The sequence below is a fragment of the Larkinella bovis genome, from assembly GCF_042655385.1.
GTDB lineage: Bacteria > Bacteroidota > Bacteroidia > Cytophagales > Spirosomataceae > Larkinella > Larkinella bovis.
In genome coordinates, this window is sequence record NZ_JBHSMA010000001.1 from 1,132,860 (window position 1) to 1,152,683 (window position 19,824).

The window sequence follows — 19,824 nt, forward strand, 5'->3', positions numbered from 1 at the left end:
TTTTCTACTTCTGTACCCGCTGACGATCATGGCAAGCCAAACCATTACCTTTCGGTACCTGACCGGTATCCCACATCCGTTGTTTTCGAACGCCCGATTGCGGGGCAGCTGGACTGTTGATGGAGACTATTCCGACGACTGGACCGAACATCCGATGCGAGAAATCGTCGGACCGGATGGTTGTCCGGCGTTTGAAACCCGGCTTCAGCTCCGGGATGATCCGGAAAAAACCGTGTTTCACTGGGGGGTTATTCTCGATGGGCCGGAGCGGCCAAACCTCTGGGGAATTCCGACGGAGGTGCCCGACCCGGCTTCCGTGGAGCGGTTTCGGTCGTTTCGCTTGCAACCCGGCGATGCTCACCAAATCGAGACGTTTTACCTGACGTTCAGCCGCCGACTGGGTGCCAATAAAGTATTTCATCAGCCGGACGAAAAACCGGGCTTGCAATTTTCGGTCTGGGCCCCCAATGCGCAGGCCATCGAGGTCGTTTTCGGCCTGCCAGACAACGGGTACATTACGAACGATGGCATCGGCATTGATCCCCACCGCGCTCCTGTTCCGCTGAAACGATCCAGTGACCCGACCCTCTGGCAAAGTCCGGTTTTGCCCGACTTCCGGGCCTTCGAACGGTTGCCTTATATGTACAAACTGCTCAATGCGCAGGGCGATACGGTGTACCGGACGGATATTTTTTCCCGCAGCCAGATCGGTTGCGGCAGCATCAATCCCGAAAACAGTCCGAACTGGCCGGGCACCATCGAGACGCTCGACGGGGCCATTAGTTGCAGTATGATCATCGACCCCGACACCATCAGCCGGGATTTCGAGCCGCCTACCGACCACGACACGGTCCTCATTCCTGCGAATGAATTCTGGGCCAATGAGTTTACCCCCACCTTACCCGTTCCCACCCAGGTAGACGATCTGGTAATCTATGAATTACACATCGGAGCGCTCGGCTTCGGCAAAGATCGCCCGGGTGATTTAACCGATGCCATTGCCTTACTGGATTACCTGACGACGCTCGGCATCAATACCATTGAACTCTTGCCGATGGCGGAGTTTACGGGCAGCATTGCCTGGGGCTACGGGGGTACCCACCACTTTGTCATCGAATCCAGCGCCGGTGGGCGCGATCAATACCGGCATTTTGTGCGCGAATGCCACCAGCGCGGTATTGCGGTCATCCAGGATGTGGTCTACAATCACTACAATTATGCCGCCAGCCGGTCGCAGTGGCAGTATGACTCCACAGCTCCCGAGGACAATAGCTATTACTGGTACGAGGGCCGGTCCGCCGACTATGAATTCCCCGATGGTGGTTACCTCGACAACGGTTCGAGCGGCTGGTCACCCCGGTTTTCCGAAGAAGTGGTCCGGCAGCAGTTCATCAGCAGTGCCGCTTTTCTGATCGACGAAATGCATATCGATGGGTTGCGGGTCGATCTGACCCAGGCCATTCACCGCGACAACTGTCTGCATGCCACTGGTCATACGGTCGGCCGGGCCAACCAGTTCGGCCAGAAACTTTTGCGGGAATGGAGTCGAACGCTGAAAATGATCCGGCCTAACGTCATGCTGATCGCCGAAGACCATACGGGCTGGGAGGCCGTGACCAAACCGGCAGCCGCCGGCGGACTCGGTTTTGACGCAGCCTGGTACGTCGACTTTTACCATAACCTGATCGGTGACGCTAAAGGTCAGGACGGCAAAGCCCGACTCCTGAAACAGGCCGGTTTGGGTTTCAACGATCCCCTGCCGATGCGTCAGTTTGCCGGAGCGCTTTACCAAAGCCAGTATAACCGGGTGGTTTTCCACGAGTCGCACGACGAAGCCGGGAACCACGACGGCCCGCTCTCTTTCAGCACGGCGCGCACGATGGTGGTGGCCGTTAACGACGCCCCCATAACCGGCCTCACCCGGTTTTGGGCCGAACGGCGGTCGCGAACGGTTTTTGGACTCTCGCTGCTGTCGGCCGGCACATCCATGTTTTTTATGGGCGAAGAAATTGGAGCCCAACGACGCTATAAGTACGACACCTTCATTCAGCAGCGCGAAGATTTGTGGGGTGAACGCGCGGGCGCGGGTGCCCCTATGTACCGGTTCTACCAGGATTTGATCGCTGTCAGCAAGCGACTCAACGCGATTCGGAGCAAGAATATCGACATTCTGCACGTTCAGGACGACACCCGCGTTCTGGCATTCAAACGGTGGCTCGGCAACGAACAGGTCCTGATCATCGCCAGTTTGAACAACCAGCCGTTCCACCGCTACACGATTTACAGCGATGCGTACCGGCTCCCATCGGGCGGCTGGAAAGAGATTTTCAACAGCGATGCGGACCAGTACGGCGGCTCGAACGTTGGCAATGGCGGGGCGGTTGTCCCGGCTTCGAATGGCCAGGTAACGGTCACGCTCCCCGCCAGTGGTTTTGTAATTTTCGTTCAGCAATAAGACGTCAGGGAGCCGGGGCGGTGGCGACTGCAATTTTCGAGTCGGCGGTTCCGTAGTACAGAAACCAGCGCCCTTTGTAGGGCACCAGGCCTTCAATAAAACAGACGTGATTTACCTGCCCTTCAATCTCATACGGCTGATCCGGTTTCATAAAATACGTTTCCGAGCGATCGAGCAACTGGGTAGGTTCGTTGGCGTCGAACAGCAATTGGCCGGCGGCATAGGTTCCATCGGGTAAATTGCGGTCGCCGTCCTTACTGTTGTTCATCCCGTTATACAGCAGAACAATGCCATCTTTGGTCAGCAACGCGGGCGGCCCCGGTTCCAATAACCGGTAATCGTGCTTGCCTTCCCGTCGCTCGGCTACGGCGAACAGCTTGCCATTCGGTGTTTCAACGGGCGTCCAGTGAATCAAATCCGGCGACGACGCGCAATACAGTTGCGGCTGATCGCCCCAGTACATCCAGTATTTGCCCCCGATTTTCTGCGCCACCATCCGGCTTCCGATGCGCTTGCACACAATCGACCCCGACTTCGACCATTCGTTGCGGTATTTCAGGTCATCGAACGCCAGACCCTGTTTGGTCCAGTTCACCAGATCCCTGGAGGTCGCCACGCAAAGCCGGGCTTTATCGCCGTCGTAGGCGGTGTAGGTCATCACATACACCCGGTTCGGGCTTTCCACAATCCGCGGATCTTCGCAGCCGCCCTCCCATTCATACGACTTCATGGCATCGTTGTTCGGGTAAAAAACCGGTTGAGGCCGCCGTTTGAAATGAATCCCGTCCGTACTGACCGCCAGGCCCAGCCGGGAGGTTCCGGCATGTTTACCGACCGTATCTTCGGCCCGGTAGATCAGGCAGATTTTCCCGTTGCGCACTACCACGGCCGGATTGAATACGTCCTTCTCTTCCCAGCGCACGGTTTCGCCCCGGACGGGGCACGCAAAGGTGGTGGTCTTTCGGGCATCGAGCACCGGGTTGGCTTTGTTCTGTTTGACAAACTCGCCAAGCATCCACGGTTTGTACGGCGATTGGGCGTGGAGGGTAGTCCAGAAAAATAAAACAACCAGGGAAGAAAAAATACGACGAAGCATGGAGCGGAGTTTAGGGAACTGACAGAAATACGTAACGCGGTTTTCCACCCCAACTTAACAGAAATTATGCTAAAAATGGCAAATCCGGACACTTCAGCGCCGAAAATTGCCAGTTCGGACAAAACTCTTTTGAATACAAACCCAAAAGAACCCACCTTTGTACCCGACTAAACAACACAACTAATGAAACGAGTTTTGATTTTTTCGAGTGTCTTCACGGTTTTCCTCGCCTTCCTGACGAGCTGTAACCAGGAAGATGTCGGACCGCTGCAGGAGGGTGAAAAGACATTTTCGCTGAGCGGTTTCGACAAAGTAGAAATGGGAGGTGGTTTTGACGTGAATGTACAGCCCGGTTCGTCCTTCCAGATCGTAGCCAAAGGCGATCAGCGGAACCTGGATGACCTGGATGTAAAAATCCGGAACGGGGCCCTGACGGCGGAATACCGGACCCACAAAAACCGGAAATATACCACCGAGTTCACGATTACGATGCCCACGCTGCGGGCTGTCAATTTCTCCGGCGGAGTGCATTCGACCATCAAGGGATTTGCCAACGCAGCTACCCTGGACATTGAACTCTCCGGCGGTTCCCACGGTACGATGGACGTACTGGCGGGTCGTACCAACGTCGTCGTGTCGGGTGGTTCAAAACTGGAACTGAAAAAACCGGAAGTTACTACGGGCGACGATACCGTTACCGGCGCGGCCAACCAGTTTACGATCGACGCGTCCGGCGGTTCGCACCTCTACGCGTTTGCCTATCCAGCCAACGAAATCACGGTGAAAGCTACCGGTGCCAGCCAGGCCGAAATCACGGTTTCGCGCTCGCTGACCGCCGAAGCTAGCGGAGCCAGCAAAATCCGGTACCGGGGCAACCCCGCGAATGTTAACCAGAATGCCAGCGGGGGCAGCAAAATCGAACGCGATTGATTCTACCCATCGACTAAAACCGCTTACTGCGAACCCATTTACCCATCCACACCAGAACCGACAAAACCCTGACCGGATTGCATTTCCGCCGTCAGGGTTTTTGTTTTTTACTGGTAAAAGAAGCCGGATTTCCGTACCTTTGCCCCTTCATTTCACAAAGGAACCATCAATGATTTCAGTTCAGAACGTCTCACTCCGCTACGGGAAGCGGGTTTTGTTTGACGACGTCAATATAAAATTTACGGCCGGCAACTGCTACGGCGTCATCGGTGCGAACGGGGCGGGGAAGTCAACGTTTTTGAAAATCCTCTCGGGCGAAATCGAACCGCAAACCGGCTCGGTGGTCATTACGCCCGGCGAACGGCTTTCGGTCCTGAAACAGAACCAGTTCGCGTACGATGAATTCCCGGTTTTGCAAACCGTCATTATGGGAAACCAGCGGTTGTACGAGATCATGCAGGAGAAAGACGCGCTCTACGCCAAGGCCGATTTTACGGATGCCGATGGCGAACGGGCGGCTAACCTAGAAGCCGAATTTGCGGAGATGAACGGCTGGGATGCCGAGTCGGACGCGGCTTCGCTGCTGAGCGGCCTGGGCATCAAGGAGGACCTGCACTACAGCCAGATGGCCGACCTGAACGGTTCGGAAAAGGTGCGGGTGTTGCTCGCCCAGGCGTTGTTTGGCAACCCGGATATTCTGCTGCTCGACGAACCGACCAACAACCTCGACGTAGAATCGAGCCTCTGGCTGGAAAACTTTCTGGCCAATTTCAAGAACACCGTGATCGTAGTGTCGCACGACCGGCACTTCCTCGATCAGGTTTGTACGCAAATCGTGGATATCGACTTTTCCAAGGTGCGTCTGTTCACCGGCAACTATTCGTTTTGGTACGAATCGAGCCAGCTGGCGTTGAAACAACGGCAGGATCAGAATAAACGGACGGAAGACAAACGCAAGGAACTCGAAGAATTCATCCGGCGGTTTTCGGCCAACGCGTCCAAATCCAAGCAGGCCACCAGCCGGGCCAAATTGCTGGAAAAACTGACGCTCGACGACATTGCGCCTTCGTCCCGCAAATACCCGTACATCAATTTCAAGCCGGAGCGCGAACCGGGCGATCAGATTTTGAACGTTGAAAATCTGACCTATACCGCCGAAGACGGAACGCGGCTGTTTACCAATCTGTCGTTTTCGATGCGCAAGGGCGACAAGATTTTCTTCTTCAGCCGCGACGGCCTGGCGGTCACGGCCCTGTTCGACATTCTGGCGGGCGAACGCAAAGCCGATTCGGGCGACTACAAATGGGGCGTCACCATCACACCCTCCTATTTCCCCAATGATACGGGTCGCGACAAGTTTTTTCAGAACGACCTGAACCTGGTGGACTGGCTGCGGCAGTTTTCCGCCGAAAAAGATGAAAGCTTTATTCGCGGTTTTCTGGGCCGGATGCTGTTTTCAGGCGAAGAATCCCTGAAGAAATCCACGGTTTTGTCCGGGGGGGAGAAAGTGCGTTGTATGTTGTCCAAAGTCATGCTTTCGGGTGCCAACCTGCTGGTGCTGGACGAACCGACCAACCACCTCGACCTCGAATCCATCACGGCACTCAACAACGGGCTGATCGATTTCAAAGGCCCGGTTCTGTTCACTTCGCATGACCACCAGTTCGGCGAAACCATTGCCAACCGCATCATCGAAATCGCTCCGAATGGTCACCTCGACAAACTGATGACCTACGACGAGTACCTGACGGACGACCGTGTCAAAGAACAACGGGCTACCCTGTATAAATAGGGCGTCGGTATACGGTTTTCGGTTCGGTGGTTCCTGATAAAATCGCCAGCCACCGATAACGGAAAACCGTATACCGAAACCCGTTAATCAGCATGACCTCCCCCGTCAGGACGGTTCGGGTTCACCGCTCTTTCCTTGTCAATAAAGCAAGAATTACCCCGCTTGAAGGAAACCGGATCGTTAGCGATACAATCGAAATCCCGATGGGTACCCATTACCGCGACGCTTTTTTGAAAGCGCTGGGCCTATTCGCCCGTTTCAAACCACCGGATGGCATCTTCAATCGACTGGCGAACCGGCGTCTGCGGCAGGTTTAATACCCACCGGGCTTTTGCGCCCGAATAGTAATTTGGCTGGGTTATGAGCTGTGCATTGATGCGATTGATCGGCAAACCGTTCCGGACAAGCCGCTCGCCCACGGCGCCTAACCGACCAGCCGCCCGAATCAGCGAAACCGGTATCGGCAACAGCTTCTTTTTCCTCCCAGACAGCTGCGCCACCAGCGGAAAAAACTGCTCGTAGGGCAGGTTTTCATTGGCCAGCAGATAGCTTTCCCCAGTCGTTCCCCAGCGCAGGGCGTTCACCGTGGCCCGGGCGGCATCCCGCACATCGACGAAACTTTTGCCGCCCTCCTTCGGGTAAAAAACCGCCCGGTTTTGCAAAACATACCGAATCACCGCCCCCGAACTCGGCTTGAAATCATACGGTCCCAGCATAAACGTCGGATTGACAATGACGGCATCGACGCCCTGCTGAACGGCCATCAGCACCCGCTGTTGCGCTTCGTATTTGCTGGCAATGTAGCCCGACGCCATCTGATGGAAGGCATACGGACTCTCTTCCGTGGCCGGATTTTCCAGACTACCCGGCCGAAACACCGAGGCCGTGCTGACCAGCACCAACCGGGCTCCACTCCCTTTTTTGACGGCCGCCAGAATATGCTCCGTACTGGCCACGTTGGCGTCATAATAAGCCGCCAGCGGAGTCGGATACGGATCGGTGCGTGCGGCTGCGTGAATAACCGCCTGACAACCCCGAACCGCTTTTTCGATATCCACCGGGCTTGTGATGGCCACCTTCACCCATTCAACCTCCCCAAACCACGGCAAGGTGTGAATCCGCTCGGGGAGAGAGCGGTAAAGGGCCTTTACTTCGTACCCCTGCTGTACTAATTCTCCGGCAAGATGGACCCCGAGTAAACCCGTTGCGCCCGTTAGCAATACCTTCATGCCGCCGGTGTCAGTTCCTTGCGAAGCATCGATACCAGGAGCGGCTGGCGCCACGACCACGGAATCCAGCGCGTCATCCAATAGCCGACTTTGTTGGTCCAGCCCGGAATGATCACCGATTGCCCCTGCGCCACCTGCTGCAGGGCGGTTTGCACAATCAGCTCAAGTGGAACCGTCGCCATCCGCCCCAAACGACCGTGTTTCCGCAAGCGGGCCTGATTTTCGGGTGAATGCGGCATGGGGCCAGGATGCAGCACACTGACCTGGACGCCCTTTCGCTCCAACTCCGCCCGAAGTCCGAGTGAAAACGAGTAGATAAACGCCTTCGACGCCGGATAGACGGTTTTGTAGGGAATGGGTGAAAAAGCCGCCATGCTCGACACGTTCAGGATGTACGATTGCGGAAATTTCAGGAGAAACGGCAACACCAGGCGGGTCAGAAGCGAGGTCCCAATGATGTTCAGTTGCAGAATCCGCTCGATTCGTTCCGTGTCGGCCTGGTCGAAAGCCTGCGAACCACCCATGCCAGCGTTGTTGATCAGGTAAAATATCTCGAAGCGAGACGTTTGCAGCCAGGTAATCAGGCTCTCGATATTCGGCCGGGCGCACAAGTCGGTTTCGAAATACGCCACCCTGACGTTGCAGGTCCGGCGGATCTGGGCCGCCAGTTCCGGCAACTGTTCGTGGGGTAATGAAACCAAAATCAGGTTGTGGCCCTGCCGGGCGAGTTGCAGGGCAAAGGCCTTTCCAAGACCGGCACTGGCACCGGTTATGAGCACAAACTTATTCATGACGTTCTGGTTGGTGGAATCGAATGAGTAGGCGAGGAATGGTTCAGCATCATAACGATTCAGGGCGGACCAAACAGCACCGTCCAGGCCGACCGCAGCGACCGGGCCTGCCGCAAATCCCGCCAGATATCAGCCCAGACGTGAAAGTTCAGGTAAACCGGGTTGAACGATTCTACCGGTTTGGTCAGGCCGTATACCGGTTTTTCGTCCTCCTCCTGAAAGGTTCCGAACAGACGGTCCCAGATAATCAGCGAAGAGCCAAAATTCTTGTCGATATACCGTTCGTTGCTCCCGTGGTGAACCCGGTGGTGCGAAGGCGTTACGAAGAAAAATTCAAACCAGCGCGGCAATTTGCCGATCATCTCGGTATGAATCCAGAATTGGTACAGCAGATTAATCTGGTAACAGGTCAGCAGGACAACGAGATTGAGGCCGGATAACCAGGCCGGAATGAAGAAAATCAGTTTCAGGTGCTGCGTCCACGAATTCCGGAAAGCCGTCGAAAAATTGAGGTGTTCGGAGGAATGGTGCGTGACGTGCGTGGCCCACCAGACGCGCTGTTTGTGCGCCGTAAAATGCGCGAAATAATTGCAGATATCGATGACCGCGTACGCCAGCACCCAGGTCCACCAGTGCGTTTCGATACGCCAGGGAATGAGGTCGCTGAAGAAAATCGCCATGCCGAAAACACTGGTTTTCAGCAGGCCGTTGATGAGCAGGCTCCCGGCCCCAATCCCAACCGATGACCAGAAATCATGGCGCTGGTACCGATGGTCCTCGTCGTGCCGGGTCAGCCAGAACTCGAGAAGCACCGAGCCGAAAATAACCGGCGCGGCATAGGCCGTCAGGGGGAGCAATTCGCGCTCCAGTTGCTGCAAATCCATTAGTGCGTTGTTTACTGTTCGCCCTAATGACAGCCCACGAAATGCTCCCCCCTATCCGGAAAGGCAAAAAAATAAGACTGAACAATAAAACATGAGCATACCCTGTTGACTATCAACAGGGTATACCTTTTCAAATTCTCAGTTTATCCTTCAGAATTCACTATTCATTCAATCAAAGCTGGGCCGTCCCGGTAGCCAGTTCGGGGGTAGACTCCGGTGCCGACGGGAGTTGGTCCTTTTCCATAACTTCCTTGAAACGATGCAAATCCTTTTCAATCAATTGCGCAAAGGTTGAATTGAAAAGCTTCATCACCGCATTGCCGAGGTGTCCGACGGGCGGGCGGTATTGGATCGTCGCCTGAATTTCGGTGCCAAAACCGTCGGCCGAATCCGTAAACCGGACTTCCCCCGCGTTATCGATCGTAGCGCCTTCCACCGATTTCCAGACCAGCCGTTCATTCGGTTTTTCGTGAATCAGCTGGGCATCCCATTCCACTGATCCGACGGTTTCGGCCACTTTCCCCTCGCCCAACTGCGCCACCCAGTGCGAGTGCGTCGAATCCAGTTGCCGGACTTCTTTCAGGTGCGACATAAACCGGGGCAGGTTTTCGAGTTTGCGCCAGAATTGGTAGACGTCCTTGCGCGGTTTATAAATCGTCTGACTCACCGAAATCTGGATTGGTTTCAGGGGGGTCACGTCCGCGTCCGCCATGGACCCGCCCATGGCTTCGCGCATCGGACAATGGCCCGACATGCCCCGGTAGGTCAAATAACCGCCGACCGCAGCCAGTAACAACCCGCCAAACGTACCGCGCTTCAGGCCATACGTTAACAACAGGCCACCGCCAACCGTTGACCAAACGCGCTCTTCCTCACCCACATTTACCAGACTAGAACCACTGGCTTCCAGTTTTGCCAGTAGCGGTTTTTCTGTATTTGTCATGCTGCTTACGCTTTAAAGTTGATTTCATACACCTTAACCGAAACCCGGGTTAGTTGTTTAGAAATCAATAGCTCCCGACGAAACGGGTGAAGCGGTGCCGAGAATTGGTTCGTTCCGTCGATCGATTCCGGTATGGACCTTTTGATTATTGTGATTAAATGATTAACTATGATTTCTTATTGAGGTAGATCCGTTAATCAAGTCCTTTCAATCGGTCATTTTAAACTTTTTGAACATGGGAAAAGGAGATGTCAAAACCAAACGTGGCAAAATCTGGCGGGGTTCATACGGTGTCAAACGCCCCAAGCTGACGAATCAACATAGAAAACCGGCCAACCCGGCCAACGAATAAACCGTCACCTTTCAGCCAAGAAGCCCCGTTCAGAGCGGGGCTTTTTTTGTTCGAAAGCCCCCGGATGGTACAGCTTTTGCGGGCATTTCGCTATACTCTGTCCTTGATTATGGCTAAACAAAAACCGCCCGGCAACCACCTTAAACCGCATCCGAGTCGTACCAACAGCGCGTTCCGGCCCGCACCCGTTTCCGAAACTCCGCTTCCACCCCCCTCGACAAAGGTGCGTGCCAATTCCGGCCCGAATCTCTGGTTGTGGCTTCCGCTGGTCTTGCTCGCGATTTTTATTGCCTATTCCGTTGGCTTCCGAAACGGGTTTGTAGACTGGGACGATTCGGAGTATGTCTTCGGCAATCCGTATGTGCTGGAGCCAACCGGTGAACACGTTCGTACCTTGCTGAAAGCGGTGGTTGCCCTGAATTTTCACCCCCTAACGATGCTGTCGCTGGCGGCCAATTCGGCCCTGTTCGGTCCGTCGCCCACTTCTTTTATCATTGCCAATACGGTTTTTCACCTGCTGAACACCCTCCTGGTTTTTGCACTGGCGTTTGCGTTAAGTCACAAAAACCGTTGGGTCGGACTCTTTGTGGCCGTCCTCTGGGGGCTCCACCCGATGCACGTTGAATCGGTAATCTGGGTATCCGAACGCAAAGATGTTCTCTATACATTTTTCTTTCTCTCGGCCTGCCTGACCTATCTTCGCTTCCGGCGTTCCGGCGCAATGGTCTGGCTGGTGCTTACGTTCGGCCTGTTCGTTTTATCCTGTTTATCGAAGGCGATGGCGGTTGTTCTTCCCCTCGTTTTATGGCTGATTGACTACTGGCAAGCGGGTGATGACGGGGTAAAGAAACGGGGAATTTCAGCCCTCTGGCTGGAAAAAGCGCCGTTTTTCCTGGTGGCGGTTTTGGTGGGCCTGATGGCCACCAACGTGCAGGCTGGTGGTGACTTTCACGGCTGGCTGATCCGGATTGCGGAGAAAAAAGACGCCGTCGGGCAGGAACCGTTTGCGGCCCGGTGGTTTGTTTACGGCAGTTACGGTTTTTTGCAATACCTGCTGAAACTGGTTGTTCCCATCCGATTATCGGCTTTTTACCCCTACCCCGAAAACGTCAGAAACATCGAACCGCAGCACTGGCTGGGACCGCCGGTTTTTCTGCTGGTCGTGGGCTATGCCATCTGGCTGCTGTTCACCGCCCGACATGAACGCCAGCGGCTGGTTGTTTTTGGCATCGGTTTTTTCCTGATCACGATTCTGCTGGTGTTGCAATTCATGACGGTTGGGGCGGCTATTATGGCCGATCGCTACAGCTACCTTTCCTACTTTGGCCTTATTTTCCTGATTGTCTACGGCTTACAGGCCAAATTCAGCAGCTCATCGTCCCGGTTTCAAATCGTAACGGCCGGTCTGGTGGCGTTTTCAGCCTGGTGTTTTTACCTCACCATCCGGCAGGTTCAGGTCTGGAAAAATACGGAGACGCTGTGGCTCAATGCCCTGCGGTTTTATCCCGAAAACGATCAGATTCGTGAGGGGCTGGGCGATCATTACGGCAAAAACAACCGCATTGACGAAGCCATGCAGCAGTTCCAGGCCGCCGTTCAGAACGGAAGCAGCCGGTATCATTGCTACGAAGGCTTGGGAAACGCCTACGGGCTAAAAAATGAACCACTCAAGGCCCTTGAGATGTACGATCAGGCGATTCGGATGGACTCGGCAAAGAGTGATGTGTACTACAACCGGGGTCTGACGTTCAACAAACTAAACCGGTTTCAGGACGCCCTGCGCGACTTTAACAAGGCCCTGGCCCTGGTTCCGGAAAAAGACACCATTGTGTTGACAGCCCGTGGTTTTTCGTATCTCCAGCTGAAGCAGTACCGGGCCTCCCTGACCGACTACAACCAGTTTCTCCGGTACAAACCCAACGATCCAACGGCGCTGCACAACCGGGGCGTCAGCCGGTTTTACCTGGGCGATCGGGCCGGCGCCCTGGCCGACATCCGACGGGCTGTGGCCCTAAAACCGGATTATGAAGAAGCCCGAAATAACCTGAAGCAACTGGAGCAGGCCGGGCCATGACCCGCACCAAACCCGTATTTTCGTATATTTACCGGTCAGCACTAGCCATGAACAGCATTTTGGGGTCTGTTCATTGGTTTTCATTCCAGATCATGGGCAAGTTTTACGATTCCATCCAACCCGCGCACCGGGCATTCATCGAAAAACAGCATATTTTTTTCGTAAGCACGGCCCCGCTCAGCGCCGAAGGACACGTCAATCTGTCGCCCAAAGGGCTCGACTGCTTCCGGTTTTTATCAGACAACACGGTCGGCTATATGGATCTCATCAGCAGTGGCAACGAAACCTCGGCGCATACTCGGGAAAACGGTCGTATTACGCTGATGTTCTGTTCGTTCGCGGGCGCTCCCTTAATTTTGAGGCTGTACGGCAAAGGCCGCGCGGTTTTACCAGGTTCGGAAGACTGGGCGGTTTATGCTCCGCATTTTACCCTTTACCCCAGCACCCGACAACTTATTGTGGCCGATATCAGTCTGGTGCAGACTTCCTGCGGTTTTGGCGTTCCGCTATACGAATACGTTGGCGAACGCGACATTCACTTTGATTGGGCCGAGAAAAAGGGAGAGGAAGGTCTTCAGGAGTATGTTCAGGAAAAAAATTTAGTCAGTCTTGACGGTCTACCAACGGATCTGGGGTTAAGAAAGTAGTGGCCTTCATTTGGTTAAGACCACCGTTCCCCGTTGCTGCCATCGTTTTCCATCCGGTTTTTCAATGTCCAGACGATACGAATAGGTGCCCGTCGGTACCGGTTGATTGTCCAGATAACCATCCCAGCCCTCCCGGGCGTCCCCGGTCCGAAAAACCACCTCTCCCCAGCGATTGTAAACCGTCAATTGCAACGATCCACCCAGCAAGCCCTGCGGCAAAAACCGGTCGTTAATGCCGTCCTGGTTAGGGCTGAACGCGTCGGGCATAAAAACCGTTGAGTCAGCCATTTTGGGCGGTTCCGGGGGTTTTGGTGGCACATAGCAGACTTCCGGTGATGGTCCGGCCCGTAAGCAGGTATCAGCCAGCACCAGCCGAAAACAAACCGGTTGGGTCGTATCAGCTTCCATCTGAATTACCGGATGTTCAGCTTCGGAAGCAGTTGCGGTTTGTTCAAAAATTCCGCCCGGTGATCGTTGCTCGACCCGGAACGGGTTGCCGCCCGGATTACGGACCGTTATTTCCAGCCTATCGGCACTCACGGCCCGAACCCGATCGATGACCGGACCAGCGGAAGGAGTAGAAGGTCGAAACGTCACCCGTGTTGTGCCGCCACAATTGCCGTAGAGGTGAACACCCCGGACCGAAATCGATCGCGGACTCCCATCGGCATACGTATGAACGCCCACCGGCCCAACCCCGTCAAGCTGTTCGTTCGTGCCATCGCCCCAATTCACAACGTACCAGTCATACTGGTATTCAGCCGATTTAGGAATGGAAATCATCACCCGGTTCAGGCAACCCGATACGAGCAGTTCGGGGGCCAGTGTGTCGTACACCTGCACAATGGCACAGACGCGAAGCGGCCGGCCGTTCTGTTCCGAATATTGAAGGACCCGGTATAAACCCGCCTTATGGTAGGTAAAAACCGAATCGGCTGTCAAATCCGAGGCCCTGGGAGTCCCGCCCTGATAATCAAAAACGTATCGAATATTGGTAACATCTTTCAGGCCGCTGGAAGCCGTAACGGTCAACGGTAAACAGCCAATACCGGGCCGAATCTGGAGGGAGCCGGTAAACTGTCCGGGGCCAGAAATGCACTGGTCGGACTGGGCCTGACATTTGGGTGAGCAAATAACTGAAAAAACGGTGCAGAGTGTGCTCCAGAAAAACGCAGCACCCCGTACACCGTTTGTCATGATCTGTTTGGTTAAGTCAACTTCACCGACTGACCGGATTGGGCGGCCCGGTAAATCGCTTCCACAATCCGGATATCCCGCATTCCCTCTTCGCCCGGCGCAATCAATGGTTTATTGTTCATGATGGCCAGACTATCGTCGTCCATCTGCATAGCCTGCTGCCGCGGAACCTCGTAGGGATGCTGGATGCGCACCCCGCCGGTGGCCTCGCCTTTCTGGCCGTTATAAGCCGAATACGGTTCCATTTTCAGGAATCCTTTTTCGCCCGTCACGTGCAGGAAGTTCATGTTTATGCCAAAGCTGGTCTGCACGGCGGCCCGGGCACCGCTCGGAAAAACGAGCTGGGCCATGGTGGTTTCGTCCAAACCGTTCCTGTAGATTTCAGGCCGGGTAGTATACTGCTGGGCCGTCACCGAAATGGGTTCCTCACCCGTGGCCAGCCGCGCGCCCTGTAGCACGTAAACGCCCATGTCGTACATGACGCCCCCGCCCATTTCCTTCTTCTGCTTCCAGTGATTGGTCCGCCCGTCGAAATACCCCGCCGAGCAACTCACCATCTTGATCTTGCCGATTTTTCCGTCGCGCAGAAACTTGATGTATTCCTGCGTGTTGGGTTCGTGCTGCAATCGGTACCCAACGGCCAGCAGCCGCTTGTTCTGCTTACAGGCATCGATCATGTCCTGGCATTCTTTCTCCGTAATCGCCATCGGCTTTTCCACCCAGACGTGCTTCCCGGCCTTAGCCGCCCGGATTACGTAGTCGCGGTGCATCGAGGGGGGAAGAATTACGTACACAACATCGATATCCGGATTGTTGGCGATCTTGTCAAAGTTGTCGTAGTTGTACACATTCTTTTCGGGAATGTTGTACTTCTTCACCCAGGTTTCGGCTTTCGCGGGTGTTCCCGTCACGATCCCGGCCAGGTAACAATGTTTGGTCAACTGCAAGGCCGGAGCAATCAGATCGGTGCTATAATAGCCCAACCCCACCAGGGCCACGCCAAGCCTGTCTTTTTTCTGCGCAGATGCAATGCTGAGGGGCGAAAAAGCCAGCGAAGATGCCAGCAGTCCGGTTTGCTGAAGAAAGGTTCGTCGGGAAGCCATGCAGAGTGATCAGTTATGAATTAAGAGTTAAGAGTGATGAGTTAAGAGTGATGAATACATCCGAAAACTCTTAACTCATCACTCTTAACTCTTAACTAAATTAATCGTCGTAACTTAAGCCGTACTGTTTCAAGACATCAGCCGGGACGCCTTCCCACTGGTTGGGCGTGTTACCGACGTAGCCGAGGTCTTTGATTCCCATCTGGCTGGTAAAAAAACCGGTGGCCACCAGGCCGCGCATCATGTTGAAGAACGAAACGCCCTGCGACATTTCCGGTTTGGCTTTGGCCGGATAAGCAATTTCGTCAACGATTTCAATTTGCTGCGCCTTCAGGCAATCGGCAAATTTCTTACCGAACCGTTTCACGCAGACGTTATCGAGCCAGCGGATTCCCCCCCGCATCGGCGTTTGCCATTGGGGCTGATCCTTCATCATGAACTCAATGAACGCCGGTGTTCCGGCCTGGGAAGCACTGCCGGACTTGGCATCGGCGGGAATAATGATATCACCCAGCACGGTTACCGTTTTCAGTTCGTGGGGGGTGAAGAATTTTTCCGCGTTCAGTTTGGCGTCACGTTCGGCTTCGAATTTCTGCCGACCACCCGGCACTTTCACCGGTTTGACATCGGGCGGCAGGATCGACTCCGCAGCGGCAATCTGCGGGTTCATCCCGGCAAATCCCAGACTGCTCAGGGTAATGGCTTTGAGAGAATCTCTACGTTTCATAGTGTGAGATTTTTCCCTGCTACGCTCCGATGTTCTCTGATCAACCCCGTGTACCAAACGGTTAGTAGAGGCAATCCGAGAACCTCGGAGCGAAGCAAAGATTTAGATGTTCTTCTGTTTAACTTGATCGATGATGTAGTCGGAAGTCCGCCACGAATTGGCCAGGATCGTCCAGGTCACGTTTTTGTCCCCCTGCGACGGAAAAGCCGCAGCATCAACGATGAACAGGTTCTTGACGTCGTGGGCCTGCGAATATTTGTTCAACACCGAGTTTTTCGGGTCGTTCCCCATCCGGGCAGTACCGATTTCGTGGATGATTTTTCCGGGAGCTTCCAGACCGTAATTGTTTTCCGGACCCGGTTTTTTACCGAGGGGAATTCCGCCCATGGCGTGGATAATCTCTTCGAATGTATCCTGCATGTGCTTGGCCTGCTTGATCTCGGCATCCGACCATTTGTAATTGAACCGCAGGGTCGGAATTCCGTACTTATCTACCGTATTGGGATCGATTTCGCAGTAATTGCTTTCCAGCGGAACCGGTTCGCCCCGACCCGCCATGCCGATGTTCGCACCGTAGAACCGGCGGAAATCGTCTTTCAGGCTGGCGCCGTAGCCGCCCGCTTCCTTGGGTTTGCCGTCCCGACCGGGCACCATGCTATTACGTCCTTCCATCCCGAAACCGAAACCGTACATGGGCATCCCCATTCCACCGCCGTACTCGATATGGTATCCACGCGGAAAGTCTAACTTCTTGTTATCCAGCCACCAGGGCGAATAGATGTGTGCACCGCCCACACCGTCTTCGTTGTAGCGCTTGCGGTCCATCAACGCGGGAATGAAAGCACCGCGCGAAGCTCCGGTCGAGTCATTGAGGTATTTTCCCACGACACCGCTGGAGTTGGCCAGACCGGTTTGGAAACGGGGTGATTTCGAATTCAGCAACAACCGGGCGGTTTCGCAGGTACTGGCCGCCAGAACCACCACTTTTCCCATCACCGACTGTTCGGTCAGGGTTAATGTATCGACGTAGGACACGCCATTGGCCAGACCGGTTTTGGCGTCGGTCAGCACTTCGCGGGCCATGGCATTGTTGATCAGCGTCACTTTCCCGGTTTTAACGGCCGGAATACACAAAACCGACGACGAGGAGAAGTCGGCATAGGCCTGACAGGCCCGGCCACACTGGGCACAGTAGAAACATCCCCCACGGTCGTGAATGGGCTTGGTCAGGATCGACAGCCGGGACGGAATAACTGGCACCCCGACACTTTTCGCCCCTTTCTTGATCATCAGTTCGTGCAGACGCGGTTTCGGCGGGGGCAGAAACCGGCCATCGGGGGCATCCCGCAAGCCTTCTTTCGACCCAAACACCCCGATCAAATCATCTACTTTGTCGTAATAGGGAGCGAAGTCTTCATAGCTGAGGGGCCAGTCTTCGCCAATCCCGGTCAAACTTTTCCGTTTGAAATCATCCGGTCCCATCCGCAGGGAAATCCGGCCCCAGTGGTTCGTCCGGCCACCGAGCATCCGCGAACGAAACCAGTAAAACTCCGTTCCTTTTACCGCCGAATACGGTTCTCCTTCAATATCCCATCCGCCCCAGGCCGCATCGAAATCGCCAAACGCCCGGGTCGTTCCGGCTCCCCGACGGGGTGATTCGTATGACCACTTTAACTGGTTAATGTACTTAGGATCAGCCGGGTCAAAATATCCTCCGGCTTCGAGCAATGCAACGGTGGCACCAGCTTTGGAAAGTTGGTAAGCCGCCATACCGCCCCCGGCTCCCGAGCCAACAATGACAACGTCGTATACCTTCGCTGCCTTTTTTATTTGTGGAACATCCATTGAATTTTGGTTTAGTGAGTAGGTCACCGATAAAAAAATATAGAATTTAACTGTTAAAAGTAATACTGAATGCGATAAAGATTCAACGTTTTAAAAAAAAAGCCTTTATCGTTGAAACCGGGCCTTTTCGGGGTTCCGTTAAACAGCTAATCCAAAAGTTTAAGCAGCCAACGGTTTTAACCTCAGAATCAGGCGTAACCAGTTTTCAGGCATTGCGGGGCGGCCAGTCCATTTTTAGCTTGGAATCGTCAAATTTGTGACCTGGGCTAAAGTTACGAATCATCTCCGCTGAATACAAATCTATGGTACCAACTTACTCATACCGAAAGGCGAGATTTCGGGGCTATTTTCCAGTTCAGGCGCCACGGGTTGCCTACGCATTCGCGCCAGTTGGCCTGGTGCCGAGTCCGTAATGAAAACCCTTATTCTGTTTTAATCCAAACCTCCACAGGGAACAAATCCAATAAGATGCTAACTTACGGCACCCCATCCTTTGAATGACATTATGAATAACAGGTTTTCTACCGTTAGTGCGTTAATCATTACTGCTTTCGTTTTGATAAGTACTATAAGCATTCGCCAACAAAGCGCTGAAAATGTTCGTACTGCTAAAAAATCGATCGTGACCGGTGCTGATCAGCCGGACCAATATATACCGTATTTAAAAGGCAAGCGGGTTGCCATGCTGGCCAATCCAACCTCAATTATCGGCAAAAAGCACCTGGTCGATAGCCTGAAGAGCCTTGGTGTCAATATTGTAAAAATATTCGGCCCGGAGCACGGTTTTCGCGGAAAAGCCAGTGCCGGTATTCATGTGGCCGATGAAACCGATAGCGCCACCGGCATACCCGTTATTTCGCTCTACGGCAAGAAAAACAAACCTTCCCGCGGGGATCTCGCCAATGTAGACATTCTGCTGTACGACCTTCAGGATGTGGGCTGCCGCTTTTACACCAACATCAACGCCCTGGTTCGGGTCATGGAAGCCTGTCAGGAAAACGATAAGGAGCTGATGATCCTCGACCGGCCGAACCCCAATGGATATCTCATCGACGGCCCGGTGCTGGACATGCAGTTTAAGTCAGGCATCGGTATGTTTCCGATCCCGATGGCTCACGGTTTGACGGTTGCGGAATTCGCGCAGATGGCCAATGGTGAAGGCTGGCTCACGAATAAGGTGAAATGCAAGCTCAAGATTGTCAAGGTAGCCAACTATGAGCACGATATGCCGTACACGCTGCCGGTACCACCCTCTCCCAACCTGAACACGCAACAGAGCATTTTGCTGTACCCATCTACCTGCCTGTTTGAGGGTGTTTACCTGAACCATGGGCGCGGAACCCAATTTCCATTTACGGTGATCGGCAGTCCGGAACTGAAGGGCCGCTATGCGTTTTCCTACACGCCTACGAGCATCAAGGGCATGGCGGAAACGCCCCTTTTTATGGATCAGGTCTGCTACGGGCTGGACCTGCGCACGTATGATGTCAACCAGCTTCGCAAAAGCCGGCAAATCAACCTCCAGTGGCTCATGGAACTGTACAAGGCACATCCCCACAAGGAGAAGTTTTTCGATTCAAAGCTAAGCAAAGAAATGGGCGTTATTGAACGACTGGTGGGGCATGCCCAGTTCCGGAAACAAATCATGGAAGGGCGCTCGGAGCAGGAAATCCGGGCAAGCTGGGAACCCGGCCTAACCGCCTACAAGAAGATGCGGAAGAAGTATTTGCTCTATCGTTAAACCCTTAAATCGGCATTA

At 54.2% G+C, this 19,824-nt stretch carries 16 protein-coding genes; 7 read left to right on the forward strand and 9 right to left on the reverse strand.

What is annotated here, in order from left to right:
- Window positions 1–28 precede the first annotated feature (28 nt).
- Entirely contained in the window at window positions 29–2,455 is a 2,427-nt protein-coding gene (locus tag ACFPMF_RS04725; protein ID WP_379841634.1) for an alpha-amylase family glycosyl hydrolase, read from the forward strand.
- 4 nt (window positions 2,456–2,459) lie between these two features.
- Here the strand turns inward: ACFPMF_RS04725 and ACFPMF_RS04730 are convergent, their stop codons facing one another.
- Entirely contained in the window at window positions 2,460–3,551 is a 1,092-nt protein-coding gene (locus ACFPMF_RS04730) for a glycoside hydrolase family 130 protein (protein ID WP_379841636.1), read from the reverse strand.
- Between the two features lie 183 nt (window positions 3,552–3,734).
- Here ACFPMF_RS04730 and ACFPMF_RS04735 point away from each other — a divergent pair, with 183 nt between their 5' ends.
- Together ACFPMF_RS04735 and ACFPMF_RS04740 are read left to right on the forward strand one after the other, a co-directional pair.
- Window positions 3,735–4,481: a head GIN domain-containing protein gene (locus ACFPMF_RS04735; RefSeq protein WP_379841638.1), complete on the forward strand. Its 747-nt coding sequence runs from the start codon at window positions 3,735–3,737 to the stop codon at window positions 4,479–4,481.
- A gap of 169 nt (window positions 4,482–4,650) precedes the next feature.
- Window positions 4,651–6,273 (forward strand): ABC-F family ATP-binding cassette domain-containing protein, encoded by a 1,623-nt coding sequence (locus tag ACFPMF_RS04740; protein WP_379841640.1) that lies wholly within the window; start codon window positions 4,651–4,653, stop codon window positions 6,271–6,273.
- 245 nt (window positions 6,274–6,518) lie between these two features.
- Here the strand turns inward: ACFPMF_RS04740 and ACFPMF_RS04745 are convergent, their stop codons facing one another.
- From ACFPMF_RS04745 to ACFPMF_RS04760, 4 genes are all read right to left on the reverse strand, one after another.
- Window positions 6,519–7,502: an NAD-dependent epimerase/dehydratase family protein gene (locus ACFPMF_RS04745; protein WP_379841642.1), complete on the reverse strand. Its 984-nt coding sequence runs from the start codon at window positions 7,500–7,502 to the stop codon at window positions 6,519–6,521.
- Window positions 7,499–8,293: an SDR family NAD(P)-dependent oxidoreductase gene (locus ACFPMF_RS04750; RefSeq protein ID WP_379841644.1), complete on the reverse strand. Its 795-nt coding sequence runs from the start codon at window positions 8,291–8,293 to the stop codon at window positions 7,499–7,501. Before ACFPMF_RS04750 ends, ACFPMF_RS04745 begins: the two co-directional genes overlap by 4 nt.
- Window positions 8,294–8,352: 59 nt before the next feature.
- Window positions 8,353–9,177, reverse strand: a complete 825-nt coding sequence (locus tag ACFPMF_RS04755) for a sterol desaturase family protein (RefSeq protein WP_379841646.1) — start codon at window positions 9,175–9,177, stop codon at window positions 8,353–8,355.
- A gap of 172 nt (window positions 9,178–9,349) precedes the next feature.
- Window positions 9,350–10,120, reverse strand: coding sequence for an SRPBCC family protein (locus ACFPMF_RS04760; RefSeq protein WP_379841648.1), 771 nt, complete (start codon window positions 10,118–10,120; stop codon window positions 9,350–9,352).
- A gap of 235 nt (window positions 10,121–10,355) precedes the next feature.
- Here ACFPMF_RS04760 and ACFPMF_RS04765 point away from each other — a divergent pair, with 235 nt between their 5' ends.
- The 3 genes from ACFPMF_RS04765 (at window position 10,356) to ACFPMF_RS04775 (ending at window position 13,193) form a co-directional block, all read left to right on the forward strand.
- Entirely contained in the window at window positions 10,356–10,472 is a 117-nt protein-coding gene (locus ACFPMF_RS04765) for a 30S ribosomal protein THX (protein WP_379841650.1), read from the forward strand.
- 109 nt (window positions 10,473–10,581) lie between these two features.
- Window positions 10,582–12,546, forward strand: a complete 1,965-nt coding sequence (locus tag ACFPMF_RS04770) for a tetratricopeptide repeat protein (protein WP_379841652.1) — start codon at window positions 10,582–10,584, stop codon at window positions 12,544–12,546.
- A 47-nt stretch (window positions 12,547–12,593) separates the two neighbouring features.
- The gene (locus ACFPMF_RS04775; protein ID WP_379841654.1) at window positions 12,594–13,193 is read left to right on the forward strand and encodes a pyridoxamine 5'-phosphate oxidase family protein; all 600 of its coding nucleotides are present in this window, start codon (window positions 12,594–12,596) and stop codon (window positions 13,191–13,193) included.
- 6 nt (window positions 13,194–13,199) lie between these two features.
- Here the strand turns inward: ACFPMF_RS04775 and ACFPMF_RS04780 are convergent, their stop codons facing one another.
- The 4 genes from ACFPMF_RS04780 to ACFPMF_RS04795 form a co-directional block, all read right to left on the reverse strand.
- Window positions 13,200–14,390 (reverse strand): gliding motility-associated C-terminal domain-containing protein, encoded by a 1,191-nt coding sequence (locus ACFPMF_RS04780; RefSeq protein WP_379841656.1) that lies wholly within the window; start codon window positions 14,388–14,390, stop codon window positions 13,200–13,202.
- 11 nt (window positions 14,391–14,401) lie between these two features.
- The gene (locus ACFPMF_RS04785; protein WP_379841658.1) at window positions 14,402–15,493 is read right to left on the reverse strand and encodes a Gfo/Idh/MocA family protein; all 1,092 of its coding nucleotides are present in this window, start codon (window positions 15,491–15,493) and stop codon (window positions 14,402–14,404) included.
- A gap of 100 nt (window positions 15,494–15,593) precedes the next feature.
- Window positions 15,594–16,220 carry a gluconate 2-dehydrogenase subunit 3 family protein gene (locus ACFPMF_RS04790; RefSeq protein WP_379841660.1) on the reverse strand — a complete coding sequence of 209 codons (627 nt, stop codon included), beginning with the start codon at window positions 16,218–16,220 and terminating at the stop codon, window positions 15,594–15,596.
- A gap of 102 nt (window positions 16,221–16,322) precedes the next feature.
- On the reverse strand, window positions 16,323–18,065 hold the full coding sequence (locus ACFPMF_RS04795) for a GMC oxidoreductase (protein ID WP_379841662.1): 1,743 nt from the start codon (window positions 18,063–18,065) through the stop codon (window positions 16,323–16,325).
- Window positions 18,066–18,570: 505 nt separating this feature from the next.
- Between ACFPMF_RS04795 and ACFPMF_RS04800 the strand changes: the two genes are divergently transcribed.
- Window positions 18,571–19,806 (forward strand): exo-beta-N-acetylmuramidase NamZ family protein, encoded by a 1,236-nt coding sequence (locus ACFPMF_RS04800; protein ID WP_379841664.1) that lies wholly within the window; start codon window positions 18,571–18,573, stop codon window positions 19,804–19,806.
- The last annotated feature ends 18 nt before the right edge of the window (window positions 19,807–19,824 follow it).